This window comes from Streptococcus salivarius (genome assembly GCF_000785515.1).
Taxonomy (GTDB): Bacteria; Bacillota; Bacilli; order Lactobacillales; family Streptococcaceae; genus Streptococcus; species Streptococcus salivarius.
Map to the genome: position 1 here is coordinate 16,677 of NZ_CP009913.1, position 17,146 is coordinate 33,822.

A 17,146-nucleotide genomic window follows, 5' to 3' on the forward strand; every position below is an offset into this window, starting at 1 on the left:
CAAATTCCATATGTAATTAAATACATATAGATAGTAACAAGAAAATAAACCGAAACGCTGTGAATATTTAATGAGTTAGGTCGAAAGACCAAAATAAGGTTAAGTTAATAAGGGCGCACGGTGGATGCCTTGGCACTAGAAGCCGATGAAGGACGTGACTAACGACGAAATGCTTTGGGGAGCTGTAAGTGAGCAATGATCCAGAGATGTCCGAATGGGGGAACCCGGCAGGTAATGCCTGTCACTCATTACTGTTAAGGTAATGTAGAGGAAGACGCAGTGAACTGAAACATCTAAGTAGCTGCAGGAAGAGAAAGCAAAAGCGATTGCCTTAGTAGCGGCGAGCGAAACGGCAAGAGGGCAAACCGAAGAGTTTACTCTTCGGGGTTGTAGGACTGCAACGTGGACTTAAAGATTATAGAAGAACTACCTGGGAAGGTAGGCCAAAGAGAGTAATAGCCTCGTATTCGAAATAGTCTTTATACCTAGCAGTATCCTGAGTACGGCGAGACACGAGAAATCTCGTCGGAATCTGGGAGGACCATCTCCCAACCCTAAATACTCTCTAGTGACCGATAGTGAACCAGTACCGTGAGGGAAAGGTGAAAAGCACCCCGGGAGGGGAGTGAAATAGAACCTGAAACCGTGTGCCTACAACAAGTTCGAGCCCGTTAATGGGTGAGAGCGTGCCTTTTGTAGAATGAACCGGCGAGTTACGATATGATGCGAGGTTAAGTTGAAGAGACGGAGCCGTAGGGAAACCGAGTCTTAATAGGGCGCATTAGTATCATGTCGTAGACCCGAAACCATGTGACCTACCCATGAGCAGGTTGAAGGTGAGGTAAAACTCACTGGAGGACCGAACCAGGGCACGTTGAAAAGTGCTTGGATGACTTGTGGGTAGCGGAGAAATTCCAAACGAACTTGGAGATAGCTGGTTCTCTCCGAAATAGCTTTAGGGCTAGCGTCGATGTTAAGTCTCTTGGAGGTAGAGCACTGTTTGGGTGAGGGGTCCATCCCGGATTACCAATCTCAGATAAACTCCGAATGCCAACGAGATATAATCGGCAGTCAGACTGCGAGTGCTAAGATCCGTAGTCGAAAGGGAAACAGCCCAGACCACCAGCTAAGGTCCCAAAATATATGTTAAGTGGAAAAGGATGTGGGGTTGCACAGACAACTAGGATGTTAGCTTAGAAGCAGCTATTCATTCAAAGAGTGCGTAATAGCTCACTAGTCGAGTGACCCTGCGCCGAAAATGTACCGGGGCTAAAACATATTACCGAAGCTGTGGATACCTTTATAGGTATGGTAGGAGAGCGTTCTATGTGCGAAGAAGGTGTACCGTGAGGAGTGCTGGAGCGCATAGAAGTGAGAATGCCGGTATGAGTAGCGAAAGACAGGTGAGAATCCTGTCCACCGTAAGACTAAGGTTTCCAGGGGAAGGCTCGTCCGCCCTGGGTTAGTCGGGACCTAAGGAGAGACCGAAAGGTGTATCCGATGGACAACAGGTTGATATTCCTGTACTAGAGTATATAGTGATGGAGGGACGCAGTAGGCTAACTAAACCAGACGATTGGAAGTGTCTGGCCAAGCAGTGAGGTGTGATATGAGTCAAATGCTTATATCTATAACATTGAGCTGTGATGGGGAGCGAAGTTTAGTAGCGAAGTTAGTGATGTCACACTGCCGAGAAAAGCTTCTAGCGTTAATTATACTCTACCCGTACCGCAAACCGACACAGGTAGTCGAGGCGAGTAGCCTCAGGTGAGCGAGAGAACTCTCGTTAAGGAACTCGGCAAAATGGCCCCGTAACTTCGGGAGAAGGGGCGCTGACTTATGGTCAGCCGCAGTGAATAGGCCCAAGCAACTGTTTATCAAAAACACAGCTCTCTGCTAAATCGTAAGATGATGTATAGGGGGTGACGCCTGCCCGGTGCTGGAAGGTTAAGAGGAGTGCTTAGCAATAGCGAAGGTATGAATTGAAGCCCCAGTAAACGGCGGCCGTAACTATAACGGTCCTAAGGTAGCGAAATTCCTTGTCGGGTAAGTTCCGACCCGCACGAAAGGCGTAATGATTTGGGCACTGTCTCAACGAGAGACTCGGTGAAATTTTAGTACCTGTGAAGATGCAGGTTACCCGCGACAGGACGGAAAGACCCCATGGAGCTTTACTGCAGTTTGATATTGAGTATCTGTACCACATGTACAGGATAGGTAGGAGCCTATGACCTCGGGACGCCAGTTTCGAGTGAGGCGTTGTTGGGATACTACCCTTGTGTTATGGCTACTCTAACCCAGATAGGTTATCCCTATCGGAGACAGTGTCTGACGGGCAGTTTGACTGGGGCGGTCGCCTCCTAAAAGGTAACGGAGGCGCCCAAAGGTTCCCTCAGAATGGTTGGAAATCATTCGCAGAGTGTAAAGGTATAAGGGAGCTTGACTGCGAGAGCTACAACTCGAGCAGGGACGAAAGTCGGGCTTAGTGATCCGGTGGTTCCGCATGGAAGGGCCATCGCTCAACGGATAAAAGCTACCCTGGGGATAACAGGCTTATCTCCCCCAAGAGTTCACATCGACGGGGAGGTTTGGCACCTCGATGTCGGCTCGTCGCATCCTGGGGCTGTAGTCGGTCCCAAGGGTTGGGCTGTTCGCCCATTAAAGCGGCACGCGAGCTGGGTTCAGAACGTCGTGAGACAGTTCGGTCCCTATCCGTCGCGGGCGTAGGAAATTTGAGAGGATCTGCTCCTAGTACGAGAGGACCAGAGTGGACTTACCGCTGGTGTACCAGTTGTTCTGCCAAGAGCATCGCTGGGTAGCTATGTAGGGAAGGGATAAACGCTGAAAGCATCTAAGTGTGAAGCCCACCTCAAGATGAGATTTCCCATGATTTTATATCAGTAAGAGCCCTGAGAGATGATCAGGTTGATAGGTTAGAAGTGGAAGTGTGGTGACACATGTAGCGGACTAATACTAATAGCTCGAGGACTTATCCAAAGAAAGTAACTGAGACATATTGACAACGATTTGGTTTCTTGATACAGTATAGATATTCAATTTTGAGTTGAGAATACTCAGAGTTAAGTGACGATAGCCTAGGAGATACACCTGTTCCCATGCCGAACACAGAAGTTAAGCCCTAGTACGCCTGATGTAGTTGGGGGTTGCCCCCTGTTAGATACGGTAGTCGCTTAGCGCATAGGGAGTTTAGCTCAGCTGGGAGAGCATCTGCCTTACAAGCAGAGGGTCAGCGGTTCGATCCCGTTAACTCCCATAGGTCCCGTGGTGTAGCGGTTATCACGTCGCCCTGTCACGGCGAAGATCGCGGGTTCGATTCCCGTCGGGACCGTCAAGTAGAAATATTTGAGACTCGTTAGCTCAGTTGGTAGAGCAATTGACTTTTAATCAATGGGTCACTGGTTCGAGCCCAGTACGGGTCATATATGCGGGTGTGGCGGAATTGGCAGACGCACCAGATTTAGGATCTGGCGCTTAACGGCGTGGGGGTTCAAGTCCCTTCACCCGCATTAGAAAAGTTAGCCGGCTTAGCTCAGTTGGTAGAGCATCTGATTTGTAATCAGAGGGTCGCGTGTTCAAGTCATGTAGCCGGCATAAAATGCGAACGTAGTTCAGTGGTAGAACACCACCTTGCCAAGGTGGGGGTCGCGGGTTCGAATCCCGTCGTTCGCTTGAGGAGCCGGGGTGGCGGAACTGGCAGACGCACAGGACTTAAAATCCTGCGAAAGGAAACTTTCGTACCGGTTCGATCCCGGTCCTCGGCATAATATAATAATGAGCACCCTTAGCTCAACTGGATAGAGTACCTGACTACGAATCAGGCGGTTAGAGGTTCGACTCCTCTAGGGTGCATTTTTATCGGGAAGTAGCTCAGCTTGGTAGAGCACTTGGTTTGGGACCAAGGGGTCGCAGGTTCGAATCCTGTCTTCCCGATTTATGGCGGTGTAGCTCAGCTGGCTAGAGCGTCCGGTTCATACCCGGGAGGTCGGGGGTTCGATCCCCTTCGCCGCTATATATATGGATTTCTTGGACCTTTAGCTCAACTGGTTAGAGCACTCGGCTCATAACCGAGCGGTCGTAGGTTCGAGTCCTACAAGGTCCATATATTAATTATAATATTTGGAGGATTACCCAAGTCCGGCTGAAGGGAACGGTCTTGAAAACCGTCAGGCGTGTAAAAGCGTGCGTGGGTTCGAATCCCACATCCTCCTTATAATTAACGCGGGATGGAGCAGCTAGGTAGCTCGTCGGGCTCATAACCCGAAGGTCGTAGGTTCAAATCCTGCTCCCGCAATATGGCTCGGTAGCTCAGTTGGTAGAGCAATGGATTGAAGCTCCATGTGTCGGCGGTTCGATTCCGTCTCGCGCCATTTTTGTTAAGCGGGTGTAGTTTAGTGGTAAAACTACAGCCTTCCAAGCTGTTGTCGCGAGTTCGATTCTCGTCACCCGCTTTATTTGGATATTTTAGCCAAGCATTTGCTTGGGCGCGTAGCTCAGATGGTTAGAGCGCACGCCTGATAAGCGTGAGGTCGGTGGTTCGATTCCACTCGTGCCCATATTGGAGAATTACTCAAGAGGCTGAAGAGGACGGTTTGCTAAATCGTTAGGTCGGGTAACCGGCGCGGGGGTTCGAATCCCCCATTCTCCGTAGTATTATGACGAATTATCTTTAAGATAATTCGTTTTCTTTTTTTGAGGTGACAAAATGAAAAATAGTTTTTATCGATTTCTTCTTTATGGGTTTATTATTTTTCTATTTTTTGTAATGCTTTTTTCTTTTGTCTTTACTAATAAAAAATTAACCAAGGATATCTCGTCTAATGTTTCGGGTTTCGTTACCAAAGTAGACTCAGTGGTTTCAGTTCCATTTACTGCTTTATCAAAATCTCATAATGTTATTTCTGATCTCTTATCAACCTATAATGAGAATCAAGATTTAAAAAAATCTTTATCGAATTTAGAAAATCAATCATCTATTATTTCTAACTTGCAAGAAGAGAATGATTCTTTAAGAGCTTCGCTTAATCTTTCGGACAAGCTAAGTCGTGATACTGTTCTCACTGCTGAAGTTTCTATGCGACCTTCTGTGACTTGGTTAAAAGAGTTAACGATTAATGTCGGTAAGTCTAAGAATGTTAGTAAATCTATGCTAGCAACTTCTAATGGTGGAGTAATTGGTTTTGTAACTAAGGTATATGATGATACTACTACTATTTCTTTACTTTCTAGTAGTTCTAGTGATAGTTACCTTGCTTCTAGCGTCAAATCAGAGGATGATAACCAGATTTTCGGGATTATATCTCGTTATGATAAAAAAAAGAAGCTGTTAGAGATGACACAACTCAATTCATCTTCTAACGTTAAGGTTGGGACTGAAGTAGTTACAAGTGGTCTTGATGATGTATCAGTAAAGGATGTTCCAATTGGTACTGTAGACTCTGTGAGTGATTATGAAGGAAATCGTACGATTTTGGTAAAACCTTATGCTGATTTTGATAAAATTTCTTATGTTACTTTAGTTGGAGATGGTAAATAATATGAAATTATCCAAGTATTCTATTATTCCTTTCTTACTGAGTATTGTTCCTTTTCTATGGGATGGTCATATTTCGATGATACTTAATCATTATTTATCTCCTGAATTTTTTCTATCATCTCATCTTTTCATTATTTATATTTTTATCTTAACTCTTGATTTTCCAAATAAGTATTCCTTTCTTTACCTTGTTTGTTTTGGATTTCTTTATGATACCTATTATTTCAAAACAGTTGGTATAGTAATTCTAACTCTGCCGCTGTTATGCTATCTGTTAACTCAGCTAGGTCGAATTGTTAAGAGAAATACCTATGTTGATTTTTTGTTAATGTTTTTATTCCTCTTTCTCTTTGATACTATAAATTTTGGCTTTGCCTTATTTTATGGTTTCTCCAATGAGTCTGTGACGGATTTTATTATTTATCAACTAAGTCCTAGTATAGTGTTTAATCTTTTGACCTTTATCTTTATTAAACCTATTCTTGAAAAATTATTTTTGTATCTGTCAGTTGATAGATTTAAATAGAACTGTAATATTGGCGTAACAAAGTTTGCGCCATTTTTTGATACAATTAATAGGTCTTATCGAAAAGGAGTAGTATTTTATATTATGAAAAAACGTATTCTTTCAGCAGTGTTGGTAAGTGGTGTAACCTTATCAGCAGCTGCATCAGTACATGCAGAGGATTATGATTCGCAAATCGCTGCTGCAGATAACGCAATTAGTAACCTTGCTTCTCAACAAGAGACTGCACAAGCGCAAGTTGCTACAATCCAATCTCAAGTATCTACACTTAGAACACAAAAATCAGAATTGGAAACTAAAAATGCTGAACTTGAAAAAGTATCAGCAGATTTGGAATCTGAAATTCAAGAATTATCAAGTAAAATTGTAGCTCGTCAAGATTCTTTGGCGAAACAAGCTCGTAGTGCTCAACAAAATAATACTGCGACTAGCTACATCAACTCTATCTTGAACTCTAAGTCAATCTCTGAAGCTATTACTCGTATCACAGCTATTTCAAAAGTTGTTACAGCTAATAATGACATGTTGACAAAACAAGAGTCTGATCAAAAAGAGCTTGCTGCAAAACAAGAACAAAACCAAGCTGCTATTAATGAGATTGCAACTAATAAGGCAGAACTTGAAACAACAGAAGCTGGTTTGACAACTCAACAAGCAGAACTAGAAGCAGCACAAGTTGCTTTGGCTGCAGAATTGGCTACAGCTCAAGATGAAAAAACATCACTTGTTTCTGCTAAATCAACTGCAGAAGCAGTGGCAGCTTCAACTGCAGCATCAGTTGCTCAGTCACAAGCAATTGCAGAATCAGAGGCAGCAGCACAAGCAGTAGCATCTTCAGAAGCGGCAGCATTTGTAGCTCAATCAGAGGCGGCAGCAACTTCAGAAGCTGTAGCTCAACCTTCAGAAGCTACTGTTTCAGAAATAGCAACAGCCTCAGAAGCAGTACAAGAACCTGTTTCATCAGAAACTTCAGAAACTACTCAAGAGCCAACTGTTGCAACTTCAGAAGCAACACAAGAGCCTGAAGCACAACCAGAATCAGCTGCCTCAGAGGCACAACAAGAGCCTGCTGCTCCAGCAACATCTGAAGCAACACAAGAGCCTGAAGCACAACCAGAATCAGCTGCTCCAGCAGCTTCAGAAGCACCAGCTCCTGCTAGCGAAGCACCTGCAGCAACTTCAGAAGCACCAGCAAGTCAAGCACCTGCAGCTTCAGAAGCACCAGCTCCAGCAGCTGAAACAGCTAAAGTATCAGCTGCCTCAACTCCTAATACATATCCTGTTGGTCAATGTACTTGGGGTGCTAAATCATTAGCTTCATGGGTTGGTAATTACTGGGGTAATGCTAAAAACTGGATTGCTAGCGCACAAGCAGCTGGCCACTCAGTTGGTACAACTCCTGTAGCCGGAGCAATTGCGGTTTGGCCAAATGATGGTGGTGGTTATGGTCACGTAGCTTACGTAACATCAGCATCAGGTGCAAATTCAATTCAAGTTATGGAATCAAACTATGCTGGTAACATGTCAATCGGTAACTACCGTGGTACATTTGATCCAACATCTTCAGCTCATGGTGGTTCTGTATACTATATTTACCCATAATGACTACAAGAAGGCGATTCGAATTTTCTCGAATCGTTTTTATTTTATAGCAAAATGTCTTTACTTTCTGGAATTACTTTTAGACGGGAAAATGTCGAGGTTAAGGTTAAATCTTTTTAGTCTTGTTAAGTTACTGTGACACCATTTATTTTGCATTGAAAATCAATCTAAAAAAAGGTAGAATGGTTTAGTAGATATTTTGGAGGAAATCATGTCTTATACGAATTTGAAGTTGTTTGCTTTATCGTCTAACCAGGAATTAGCAGCAAAAGTTGCTGATAAAATGGGTATTGAACTCGGAAAATCAAGTGTTCGTGAATTTTCAGATGGTGAGATTCAAGTTAATATTGAAGAATCTATCCGTGGTCATCACGTTTTTATTCTTCAATCTACAAGCTCTCCTGTAAATGATAACTTGATGGAAATCTTGATTATGGTTGATGCGCTAAAACGTGCAAGTGCAGAAACGATCAGTGTTGTTATGCCTTATTATGGTTATGCACGTCAAGACCGTAAGGCACGTTCACGTGAGCCAATCACATCTAAATTGGTTGCTAATATGCTTGAGGTTGCAGGTGTTGATCGACTTTTGACAGTTGACCTCCATGCTTCTCAAATTCAAGGATTCTTTGATATTCCTGTAGACCATTTGATGGGGGCACCACTTATCGCAGATTACTTTGATCGTGCTGGTCTTACTGGTGATGATGTTGTTGTTGTTTCTCCAGACCATGGTGGTGTGACTCGTGCACGAAAACTTGCTCAATGTTTGAAAACACCAATCGCAATCATTGATAAACGACGTAGTGTTGATAAAATGAACACTTCTGAGGTTATGAATATCATTGGTAACGTTGAAGGTAAAACATGTATTTTGATTGATGATATGATTGATACTGCGGGTACCATCTGTCATGCGGCGGATGCGCTTGCTGAAGCTGGTGCGACTCATGTCTATGCCTCATGTACTCACCCTGTATTGTCAGGTCCAGCACTTGATAATATTCAAAAATCTGCTATTGAGAAGCTTGTCGTATTGGACACGATTTATCTTCCAGAAGAACGTTTGATTGATAAGATTGAACAAATTTCAATTGCTGATTTGATTTCAGAGGCAATTATTCGTATTCATGAAAAACGTCCATTGTCACCTTTGTTTGAAATGGGCCATAAATAGACTAAAGCTAGCCTAGGCTAGCTTTTTTTGGTGTTTAAATGCGTTTGAGTTTTTGATATAATGTAAGGCATAATTGCAAAGAGGTGACAGTGATGGATTTAACACAACGTTTTAATAAAAATTTAGATAAGATTGAAGTTTCGATGATTCGTCAGTTTGACCAATCAATTTCAGATGTACCAGGTATCAAAAAGTTGACACTTGGTGAACCTGATTTTACGACTCCAGATCATGTGAAAGAAGCAGCTAAAGCTGCTATCGATGCTAACCAGTCTCACTATACAGGTATGGCAGGACTTCCTGCTTTGCGTCAAGCTGCGGCAGATTTTGTTAAGGAAAAATATAATCTTACTTATAACCCAGATAATGAAATCTTGGTGACTATTGGAGCTACAGAAGCCCTTTCTGCAACTTTGACTGCTATTTTGGAGCCAGGAGATACGATTCTTTTACCTGCACCAGCCTATCCTGGATATGAGCCGATTGCAAATCTAGTTGGTGCTGAAATTGTTGAAATTGATACAACAGCTAATGATTTTGTTTTGACTCCGGAGATGTTAGAAAAGGCAATTTTGGAGCAGGGGGATAAGCTTAAAGCTGTTTTACTTAACTACCCAACTAACCCAACAGGTGTGACTTACTCACGTCAACAGATTAAAGATTTGGCTGAAGTTCTGAAAAAATACGATATTTTTGTTGTTAGCGATGAAGTTTACTCTGAGCTAACTTATGTGGACCAACATGTATCTATTGCTGAGTATTTGCCAGAACAAACGATTTTGATTAATGGTTTGTCTAAATCTCATGCGATGACAGGCTGGCGTATTGGTTTGATTTTTGCACCTGCAGTCTTGACGGCTCAGTTGATTAAGAGTCACCAGTATTTGGTAACAGCTGCAGCTACTATGGCACAATTTGCAGCTATTGAAGCCTTATCTGCTGGTAAAGATGATGCCCAACCAATGAAAGTTGAGTATTTGAAGCGTCGTGATTATATTCTTGAAAAAATGACTGATCTTGGTTTCAAAATTATTAAACCTGATGGTGCTTTCTACATCTTTGCTAAGATTCCAGAAGGCTATACTCAAGATTCCTTTAAGTTCTGTCAAGACTTTGCTCGTGAAAAAGCTATTGCGATTATCCCAGGGGTTGCTTTTGGGAAGTATGGCGAAGGCTATGTTCGTTTGTCGTATGCAGCTAGCATGGATACTATTGAAACAGCTATGGCTCGTTTGAAAGAGTTTATGGAAGAACATGCAGAAGCTTGAGAGTAGAGGGCTTGTCCTCTTCAATCGTAATTATCGTGAGAACGATAAGCTAGTTAAGATTTTTACCGAGCAAGCTGGTAAACGGATGTTTTTTGTTAGAGGTGGTGGGTCAGGTAAATTAAGTGCTGTGATTCAACCTTTAACCATCGCTGAATTCATGATGACTGTAAATGATGAGGGCTTATCTTTCATAGAGGATTATAGCCAAGCAGAATCCTTTAAGGAAATTACAAGCGATATTTTCAAGCTGTCTTATGCGACTTATTTAGCTTCTCTGACGGATGCTGCTATTGCTGACGGTGTGGCAGATGCACAATTATTTGCATTCTTGGAGAAGACGCTTGAATTAATGGAAGAAGGCTTGGATTATGAAATCTTGACTAATATCTTTGAGATTCAGGTTTTAGACCGTTTCGGTGTACGATTGAATTTTCACGAGTGTGTCTTTTGCCATCGTGTGGGGCTTCCTTTTGATTTTTCGTATAAGTTCTCGGGGCTACTTTGTCCAAATCACTATGCAGAGGATGAAAGGCGTAGTCACTTGGATCCTAATGTACCTTATCTTTTAGATCGTTTTCAGGGGCTTTCTTTTGAGGAATTGAGAAGCATATCTGTTAAGGATGACATGAAACGAAAGCTACGACATTTTATTGATGACCTCTATGATAATTATGTTGGAATACATCTTAAAAGTAAGAAGTTTATTGATAATCTAAATTCTTGGGGTCATATTATAAATAAAGAAGATAGTGCTGACTAGACATTATCTTCTTTTTGTTTCACGTGAAACAGGAAAGTAATGGTTTTCAGTCTCAGGGGTTAAAATGCAAGTCAGTTCGTGCTATAATAAGAAGATAATAAGCTGAAAGACTCTGCTAGAAACAGTGAACTAGTCTATTTTAGTTACATAATATTTTATTGATAGAAATCTGAGTTTATGTTTTATGGCAGAGGACAAGAGGGAGAATGCTATGCATGTAATTGCAGTAGATGCTATGGGTGGCGATAATGCGCCACACGCAATTGTAGAGGGTGTCAACCAAGCTATAGCAGATTTCAAAGATATTGAAATCCAGCTTTATGGTGATGAAGCTAAAATTAAGACCTATTTGACAGCGAATGAACGTGTGAGCATTGTGCATACTGATGAAAAGATAAATTCGGATGATGAGCCAGCTAAAGCCATTCGTAAGAAGAAAAAAGCTTCAATGGTCTTAGGTGCACAGGCTGTTAAGGAGAAAAAAGCAGGTGCCGTGATTTCTGCGGGAAATACAGGTGCCCTTCTGGCTGCAGGTCTCTTTGTGGTCGGACGTATTAAGGGAGTTGAGCGTCCAGGTCTTATGTCAACAATGCCAAGTTTTACTGGTCAACCCTTTGATATGCTTGATTTGGGTGCTAATGCGGAAAATACAGCTAGTCATTTGCATCAATATGCTATTTTAGGATCTTTCTATGCTAAAAATGTGCGTGGAATTGCCAACCCTCGTGTAGGTCTCCTTAATAATGGGACTGAGGAAACAAAGGGGGATAGTCTTCGTAAGGAGGCTTTTGAGCTCTTATCTAAGGAGCCAAGTATTAACTTTGTTGGTAATGTTGAGGCGCGTGAAATTATGTCTGGAGCTGCTGATGTGGTCGTAGCTGATGGTTTCACCGGAAATGCAGTTCTTAAGGCAATCGAAGGAACGGGACTTGGTGCCATGAAGACCCTTAAGTCAGCTATCATGAATGGTGGTCTTAAAGCTAAGTTAGGTGCCTTCCTATTGAAAGACAGCCTAAAAGGGATGAAAGAGACTATGGATTACTCTAGCGCTGGAGGTGCGGTTCTCTTTGGTCTTAAAGCTCCCGTAGTAAAATGTCATGGATCTAGTGATGCTAAGGCGGTTTACTACACTATTAAGCAGGTTCGTACGATGCTTGATACTAAGGTTGTTGAGCAGCTAGTTGAAGCCTTTAGTCCGAAAGAGGAGGCTAACTGATGAGTAGAGTAGAAATTCTTCAGAAAATGCAGCTCGTAATTCAAGAGCAGATGGGTAAAGAGGACATTGTTTTAACCGAAGCTACCAAATTAGATGACTTGGGTGTGGATTCAATAGAGCTTATGGAATTCATTATTAATTTGGAGGATGAGTTCGACCTTGAGATTTCCGATGATACTATTGACCATATGGTTAAGGTAGCTGATTTGTTGGACTATTTGTCTGAGGAATTGAATAAAGAATAAGAAAGCTAGACGTAATAATATAATAGTTGTGTACTATACGATTGTTATTTTGTTGGAGTGAGGCAAGAAACTAAATGTTATATGGATTTAGTTCTGTCACACTCCTTTTTTCTATACATTATTTATTAAGAAACTCTAAAAAAGGACTAAAACACGAACGTTATTTTTTTACTCAAGCAATAAAGTTTGCTATATGTTGGTTTTTGGATTCTGGTGTGGTATAATTAAGACGAATAAACTTGAAAGGCGAACAATTCCATGTCAAACCAACTGATTTATACTGGGAAAGCTAAAGATATTTATAGTACAGAAGACGAAAATGTGATTAAGTCGGTCTATAAGGACCAGGCAACCATGCTTAATGGTGCTCGTAAGGAGACTATTAAAGGAAAAGGTGTGCTAAATAATCAGATTTCGTCTCTTATTTTTGAAAAATTGAATGCTGCGGGTGTAGCTACTCACTTTATCGAACGTATTTCTGATACCGAACAACTTAACAAGAAAGTTACTATCATTCCTTTGGAGGTTGTTCTTCGTAATGTGACTGCGGGTTCTTTCTCTAAACGTTTTGGCGTTGAAGAAGGTTTGGACTTGAAAACTCCAATCGTTGAATTTTACTACAAGAACGATGATTTGGATGACCCATTCATCAATGATGAGCATGTGAAGTTCTTGGATATTGCCAATGATGAACAAATTGCTTATATCAAGGAAGAAACGCGTCGTATCAATGAATTGCTAAAAGATTGGTTTGCACAAATTGGTCTTCGCTTGATTGACTTCAAATTGGAATTTGGTTTTGATAAGGATGGCAAGATTATCTTGGCAGATGAATTCTCACCAGATAACTGCCGCCTTTGGGATGCTGAAGGGCACCATATGGACAAGGATGTTTTCCGTCGTGATCTTGGTAGCTTGACAGATGTTTATGAAGTTGTATTGGAAAAATTGCAAGGATTGAAGTAGCCTTTTACAAATAGAATACTTGGTCTTCACTACAATCTTTAAGTAGAAATAGATAAAGGAAATAAAATGGATAAACGTATTTTCGTTGAGAAAAAAGCTGATTTTCGTGTGAAATCTCAGTCTTTAGTAAAAGAATTAAAGCATAATCTTCAGTTGAAAACTTTGAATGATCTTCGTATTGTTCAGGTTTACGATGTCTTTAATTTGGCAGAGGACTTGTTTGCGCGTGCGGAAAAACACATCTTCTCTGAGCAAGTGACTGATACTGTTTTGGACGAGGCTGCGGTTAAGGCTGATCTTGAGAAGTATGCTTTCTTTGCTATCGAAAGTTTGCCTGGTCAATTTGACCAACGTGCAGCATCTTCACAAGAAGCTTTGCTTTTGCTTGGTAGTTCAAATGACGTAACAGTGAACACAGCGCAATTGTACTTGGTTAACAAGGATATCGATGCGAATGAGTTGGAAGCTGTCAAAAACTACCTTTTGAACCCAGTGGATTCTCGTTTCAAAGATATCACTGTTGGTATTGCTAAACAGGATTTCTCTGAGTCTGACAAGACCATTCCAAGCTTGGATTTCTTTGAAACTTATACGGCAGAAGATTTTGCTAAGTATAAGGCAGAGCAAGGATTGGCCATGGAAGTGGATGACCTTCTCTTCATTCAAGATTACTTCAAGTCTATTGGACGTGTGCCAACTGAGACTGAGCTTAAGGTTTTGGATACTTACTGGTCTGACCACTGCCGTCACACAACTTTTGAGACTGAGTTGAAGAATATCGACTTCTCAGCATCTAAATTTGAAAAACAATTGCAAGCGACTTATGACAAATATATTGCCATGCGTGATGAGTTGGGACGTACAGAAAAACCTCAAACCTTGATGGATATGGCGACTATTTTTGGTCGCTATGAGCGTGCTAATGGTCGTTTGGATGACATGGAAGTGTCTGATGAAATCAATGCTTGCTCAGTTGAAATTGAAGTGGATGTCAATGGTGTGAAAGAACCATGGCTTCTCATGTTCAAGAATGAAACCCACAACCACCCAACTGAGATTGAACCATTTGGTGGAGCGGCTACTTGTATCGGTGGTGCCATTCGTGACCCATTGTCAGGGCGTTCATACGTTTACCAAGCCATGCGTATCTCAGGTGCTGGTGATATTACAACACCAATTGCTGAAACTCGTGCTGGTAAATTGCCACAACAAGTGATTTCTAAAACAGCGGCTCACGGTTATTCTTCATACGGTAACCAAATTGGTCTTGCAACAACTTACGTTCGTGAATACTTCCACCCAGGTTTCGTTGCTAAGCGTATGGAGCTAGGTGCAGTTGTCGGTGCGGCTCCTAAGGAAAATGTTGTCCGTGAGAAACCTGAAGCAGGTGATGTGATTATCTTGCTCGGTGGTAAGACTGGACGTGATGGTGTCGGTGGTGCGACAGGCTCTTCTAAAGTTCAAACGGTCGAATCTGTTGAAACAGCTGGTGCTGAGGTTCAAAAAGGGAATGCCATCGAAGAACGTAAGATTCAACGTCTTTTCCGTAATGGGGATGTGACACGTCTAATCAAGAAATCAAATGACTTTGGTGCTGGTGGTGTCTGTGTGGCTATCGGTGAATTGGCAGATGGTCTTGAAATTGATCTAGACAAAGTACCATTGAAATACCAAGGTTTGAACGGTACAGAAATTGCCATCTCTGAATCTCAAGAACGTATGGCCGTAGTGGTTCGTCCAGAAGATGTAGATGCCTTCGTTGCTGAATGTAACAAAGAAAATATTGATGCTGTTGTCGTTGCGACAGTAACTGAAAAACCAAATCTTGTCATGCACTGGAATGGTGAAACCATCGTTGATTTGGAACGTCGTTTCCTTGATACAAACGGTGTACGTGTGGTTGTAGATGCTAAGGTGGTTGACAAGGATGTCAAGCTTCCAGAAGAACGTCAAACATCTGCTGAAACCCTTGAAGCTGATACTCTTGAAGTCTTGGCTGACCTTAACCATGCCAGTCAAAAAGGTTTACAAACCATCTTTGATAGCTCAGTTGGTCGTTCAACAGTTAATCACCCACTCGGTGGTCGCTACCAAATCACACCAACGGAAGCTTCTGTACAGAAATTGCCAGTCCAACATGGCGTGACAACAACTGCTTCTGTTATGGCGCAAGGATTCAACCCTTATGTAGCAGAATGGTCTCCATATCATGGCGCTGCCTATGCAGTAATCGAAGCAACAGCTCGTTTGGTTGCTGCTGGTGCAAACTGGTCTAAGGCTCGTTTCTCTTATCAAGAATATTTCGAGCGTATGGATAAACAAGCAGAGCGTTTTGGTCAACCAGTATCAGCTCTCCTTGGATCAATCGAAGCTCAGATTCAACTTGGTTTGCCATCTATTGGTGGTAAAGACTCTATGTCTGGTACCTTTGAAGAATTGACAGTACCACCAACCTTGGTTGCTTTTGGGGTAACAACTGCAGATAGCCGTAAGGTTCTTTCTCCAGAATTCAAAGCTGCTGGTGAAAATATTTACTACATTCCTGGTCAAGCTTTGGCACAAGAAATTGACTTCGATCTTATCAAGTCTAACTTTGCTAAGTTTGAAGCCATCCAAGCTGACCATAAAGTCACATCTGCATCAGCTGTCAAATATGGTGGTGTCGTTGAAGCACTTGCCCTTGCAACATTTGGTAACCATATTGGTGCCACTGTAACCCTTGAAAATCTTGAGACTGCCTTGACAGCTCAATTGGGTGGATTCGTCTTCACATCTCCGGAAGAAATTTCAGGTGTTGCCAAGATTGGACAAACAGCAGCTGACTTTACACTTACTGTCAATGGTGTAACGCTTGATGGACACAAACTTGACAGTGCCTTCCAAGGTAAATTGGAAGAGGTTTACCCAACGGAATTTGCACAAGCAACTGAGTTGGAAGAAGTACCTGCTGTAGCATCTGATGCTGTGATCAAAGCTAAAGAAACAGTTGAGACACCAGTAGTTTACATCCCAGTATTCCCAGGTACGAACTCTGAGTACGATTCAGCTAAGGCCTTTGAAAAAGAAGGTGCAAAAGTCAACTTGGTACCATTTGTAACACTTAACGAAGAGGCTATTGTCAAGTCTGTTGACACTATGGTTGACAATATCGAAAAAGCTAACATTATCTTCTTTGCAGGTGGTTTCTCAGCAGCGGATGAACCAGATGGATCAGCTAAATTTATCGTTAACATCTTGCTCAATGAAAAAGTACGTGCAGCCATTGATAGCTTCATCGAACGTGGTGGTTTGATTATTGGTATCTGTAATGGATTCCAAGCCCTTGTTAAATCAGGTCTTCTTCCATACGGTAACTTTGAAGATGCAAGCAGCACTAGTCCAACCCTCTTCTACAATGATGCCAACCAACACGTGGCTAAGATGGTTGAAACACGTATTGCCAACACTAACTCACCATGGCTTGCCGGAGTAGAAGTTGGTGACATCCATGCCATCCCAGTATCACACGGTGAAGGTAAATTTGTCGTGACAGCTGAGGAATTTGCAGAGCTTCGTGACAATGGTCAAATCTTTACCCAATATGTTGACTTCGAAGGTAAACCAAGCATGGATTCTAAATACAATCCAAATGGATCTGTGAATGCTATCGAAGGTATCACAAGTAAGAACGGTCAAATTATTGGTAAGATGGGTCACTCAGAACGTTTCGAAGACGGTCTCTTCCAAAATATTCCAGGAAATAAAGACCAACACCTCTTTGCGTCAGCGGTTAAATACTTTACTGGAAAATAATAGAGTGCCAAGTGCACTCAGTAATGATATTTTTCAATGT

General features: G+C 42.0%; 10 protein-coding genes, 17 tRNA genes and 2 rRNA genes. All 29 read left to right on the forward strand.

Annotation, left to right across the window (positions count from 1 at the left end; all coding sequences use genetic code 11):
* Nucleotides 1-97: 97 nt before the first annotated feature.
* A 23S ribosomal RNA gene (locus SSAL8618_RS00080) occupies nt 98-2,997 on the forward strand.
* 83 nt (nt 2,998-3,080) lie between these two features.
* Nucleotides 3,081-3,196: ribosomal RNA gene (rrf, locus tag SSAL8618_RS00085) — 5S ribosomal RNA — on the forward strand.
* 5 nt (nt 3,197-3,201) lie between these two features.
* Nucleotides 3,202-3,274 (forward strand) — tRNA-Val (locus tag SSAL8618_RS00090).
* A 2-nt stretch (nt 3,275-3,276) separates the two neighbouring features.
* Nucleotides 3,277-3,349 (forward strand) — tRNA-Asp (locus tag SSAL8618_RS00095).
* Between the two features lie 18 nt (nt 3,350-3,367).
* Nucleotides 3,368-3,440 (forward strand) — tRNA-Lys (locus tag SSAL8618_RS00100).
* A 5-nt stretch (nt 3,441-3,445) separates the two neighbouring features.
* Nucleotides 3,446-3,527, forward strand: a tRNA-Leu gene (locus SSAL8618_RS00105).
* 12 nt (nt 3,528-3,539) lie between these two features.
* Nucleotides 3,540-3,612, forward strand: a tRNA-Thr gene (locus tag SSAL8618_RS00110).
* A gap of 6 nt (nt 3,613-3,618) precedes the next feature.
* Nucleotides 3,619-3,690 (forward strand) — tRNA-Gly (locus SSAL8618_RS00115).
* 6 nt (nt 3,691-3,696) lie between these two features.
* Nucleotides 3,697-3,782, forward strand: a tRNA-Leu gene (locus SSAL8618_RS00120).
* Between the two features lie 14 nt (nt 3,783-3,796).
* Nucleotides 3,797-3,870: transfer RNA gene (locus tag SSAL8618_RS00125), tRNA-Arg, on the forward strand.
* A gap of 7 nt (nt 3,871-3,877) precedes the next feature.
* Nucleotides 3,878-3,951, forward strand: a tRNA-Pro gene (locus SSAL8618_RS00130).
* Between the two features lie 5 nt (nt 3,952-3,956).
* A tRNA-Met gene (locus SSAL8618_RS00135) sits at nt 3,957-4,030 on the forward strand.
* A 16-nt stretch (nt 4,031-4,046) separates the two neighbouring features.
* A tRNA-Ile gene (locus tag SSAL8618_RS00140) sits at nt 4,047-4,120 on the forward strand.
* 19 nt (nt 4,121-4,139) lie between these two features.
* Nucleotides 4,140-4,229 (forward strand) — tRNA-Ser (locus SSAL8618_RS00145).
* 9 nt (nt 4,230-4,238) lie between these two features.
* Nucleotides 4,239-4,312, forward strand: a tRNA-Met gene (locus tag SSAL8618_RS00150).
* 3 nt (nt 4,313-4,315) lie between these two features.
* Nucleotides 4,316-4,388 (forward strand) — tRNA-Phe (locus tag SSAL8618_RS00155).
* 10 nt (nt 4,389-4,398) lie between these two features.
* Nucleotides 4,399-4,469: transfer RNA gene (locus tag SSAL8618_RS00160), tRNA-Gly, on the forward strand.
* 31 nt (nt 4,470-4,500) lie between these two features.
* Nucleotides 4,501-4,574: transfer RNA gene (locus SSAL8618_RS00165), tRNA-Ile, on the forward strand.
* A 4-nt stretch (nt 4,575-4,578) separates the two neighbouring features.
* A tRNA-Ser gene (locus tag SSAL8618_RS00170) sits at nt 4,579-4,666 on the forward strand.
* A gap of 57 nt (nt 4,667-4,723) precedes the next feature.
* Nucleotides 4,724-5,554, forward strand: a complete 831-nt coding sequence (mreC, locus tag SSAL8618_RS00175) for a rod shape-determining protein MreC (RefSeq protein WP_022495822.1) — start codon at nt 4,724-4,726, stop codon at nt 5,552-5,554.
* Between the two features lies 1 nt (nt 5,555).
* Complete coding sequence (mreD, locus tag SSAL8618_RS00180; protein ID WP_022495821.1) at nt 5,556-6,080, forward strand: rod shape-determining protein MreD; 525 nt, start codon at nt 5,556-5,558, stop codon at nt 6,078-6,080.
* 84 nt (nt 6,081-6,164) lie between these two features.
* The gene (locus tag SSAL8618_RS00185; RefSeq protein WP_038674975.1) at nt 6,165-7,682 is read left to right on the forward strand and encodes a PcsB-like coiled-coil domain-containing protein; all 1,518 of its coding nucleotides are present in this window, start codon (nt 6,165-6,167) and stop codon (nt 7,680-7,682) included.
* Nucleotides 7,683-7,893: 211 nt separating this feature from the next.
* The gene (locus tag SSAL8618_RS00190; RefSeq protein ID WP_002886286.1) at nt 7,894-8,859 is read left to right on the forward strand and encodes a ribose-phosphate diphosphokinase; all 966 of its coding nucleotides are present in this window, start codon (nt 7,894-7,896) and stop codon (nt 8,857-8,859) included.
* Between the two features lie 92 nt (nt 8,860-8,951).
* Entirely contained in the window at nt 8,952-10,127 is a 1,176-nt protein-coding gene (locus tag SSAL8618_RS00195) for a pyridoxal phosphate-dependent aminotransferase (protein ID WP_038674977.1), read from the forward strand.
* A complete protein-coding gene (gene recO / locus SSAL8618_RS00200; protein WP_038674979.1) occupies nt 10,114-10,887 on the forward strand; it encodes a DNA repair protein RecO in 774 nt (257 codons plus the stop codon). Before SSAL8618_RS00195 ends, recO begins: the two co-directional genes overlap by 14 nt.
* A 211-nt stretch (nt 10,888-11,098) precedes the next feature.
* A complete protein-coding gene (gene plsX, locus SSAL8618_RS00205; protein ID WP_038674981.1) occupies nt 11,099-12,103 on the forward strand; it encodes a phosphate acyltransferase PlsX in 1,005 nt (334 codons plus the stop codon).
* Nucleotides 12,103-12,348 (forward strand): phosphopantetheine-binding protein, encoded by a 246-nt coding sequence (locus SSAL8618_RS00210; RefSeq protein ID WP_004181960.1) that lies wholly within the window; start codon nt 12,103-12,105, stop codon nt 12,346-12,348. Before plsX ends, SSAL8618_RS00210 begins: the two co-directional genes overlap by 1 nt.
* 258 nt (nt 12,349-12,606) lie before the next feature.
* Complete coding sequence (purC, locus tag SSAL8618_RS00215) at nt 12,607-13,314, forward strand: phosphoribosylaminoimidazolesuccinocarboxamide synthase (RefSeq protein ID WP_002886293.1); 708 nt, start codon at nt 12,607-12,609, stop codon at nt 13,312-13,314.
* Nucleotides 13,315-13,380: 66 nt separating this feature from the next.
* Nucleotides 13,381-17,106, forward strand: a complete 3,726-nt coding sequence (locus tag SSAL8618_RS00220; protein WP_038674985.1) for a phosphoribosylformylglycinamidine synthase — start codon at nt 13,381-13,383, stop codon at nt 17,104-17,106.
* The last annotated feature ends 40 nt before the right edge of the window (nt 17,107-17,146 follow it).

What these genes read in the sequence shown, in the direction of transcription:
- recO (WP_038674979.1), top strand. Translation starts at nt 10,114, where the DNA reads ATGCAGAAGCTTGAGAGTAGAGGGCTTGTCCTCTTCAATCGTAATTAT.
- purC (WP_002886293.1), top strand. Translation starts at nt 12,607, where the DNA reads ATGTCAAACCAACTGATTTATACTGGGAAAGCTAAAGATATTTATAGT.
- SSAL8618_RS00190 (WP_002886286.1), top strand. Translation starts at nt 7,894, where the DNA reads ATGTCTTATACGAATTTGAAGTTGTTTGCTTTATCGTCTAACCAGGAA.
- SSAL8618_RS00185 (WP_038674975.1), top strand. Translation starts at nt 6,165, where the DNA reads ATGAAAAAACGTATTCTTTCAGCAGTGTTGGTAAGTGGTGTAACCTTA.
- plsX (WP_038674981.1), top strand. Translation starts at nt 11,099, where the DNA reads ATGCATGTAATTGCAGTAGATGCTATGGGTGGCGATAATGCGCCACAC.
- mreD (WP_022495821.1), top strand. Translation starts at nt 5,556, where the DNA reads ATGAAATTATCCAAGTATTCTATTATTCCTTTCTTACTGAGTATTGTT.
- SSAL8618_RS00220 (WP_038674985.1), top strand. Translation starts at nt 13,381, where the DNA reads ATGGATAAACGTATTTTCGTTGAGAAAAAAGCTGATTTTCGTGTGAAA.
- mreC (WP_022495822.1), top strand. Translation starts at nt 4,724, where the DNA reads ATGAAAAATAGTTTTTATCGATTTCTTCTTTATGGGTTTATTATTTTT.
- SSAL8618_RS00195 (WP_038674977.1), top strand. Translation starts at nt 8,952, where the DNA reads ATGGATTTAACACAACGTTTTAATAAAAATTTAGATAAGATTGAAGTT.
- SSAL8618_RS00210 (WP_004181960.1), top strand. Translation starts at nt 12,103, where the DNA reads ATGAGTAGAGTAGAAATTCTTCAGAAAATGCAGCTCGTAATTCAAGAG.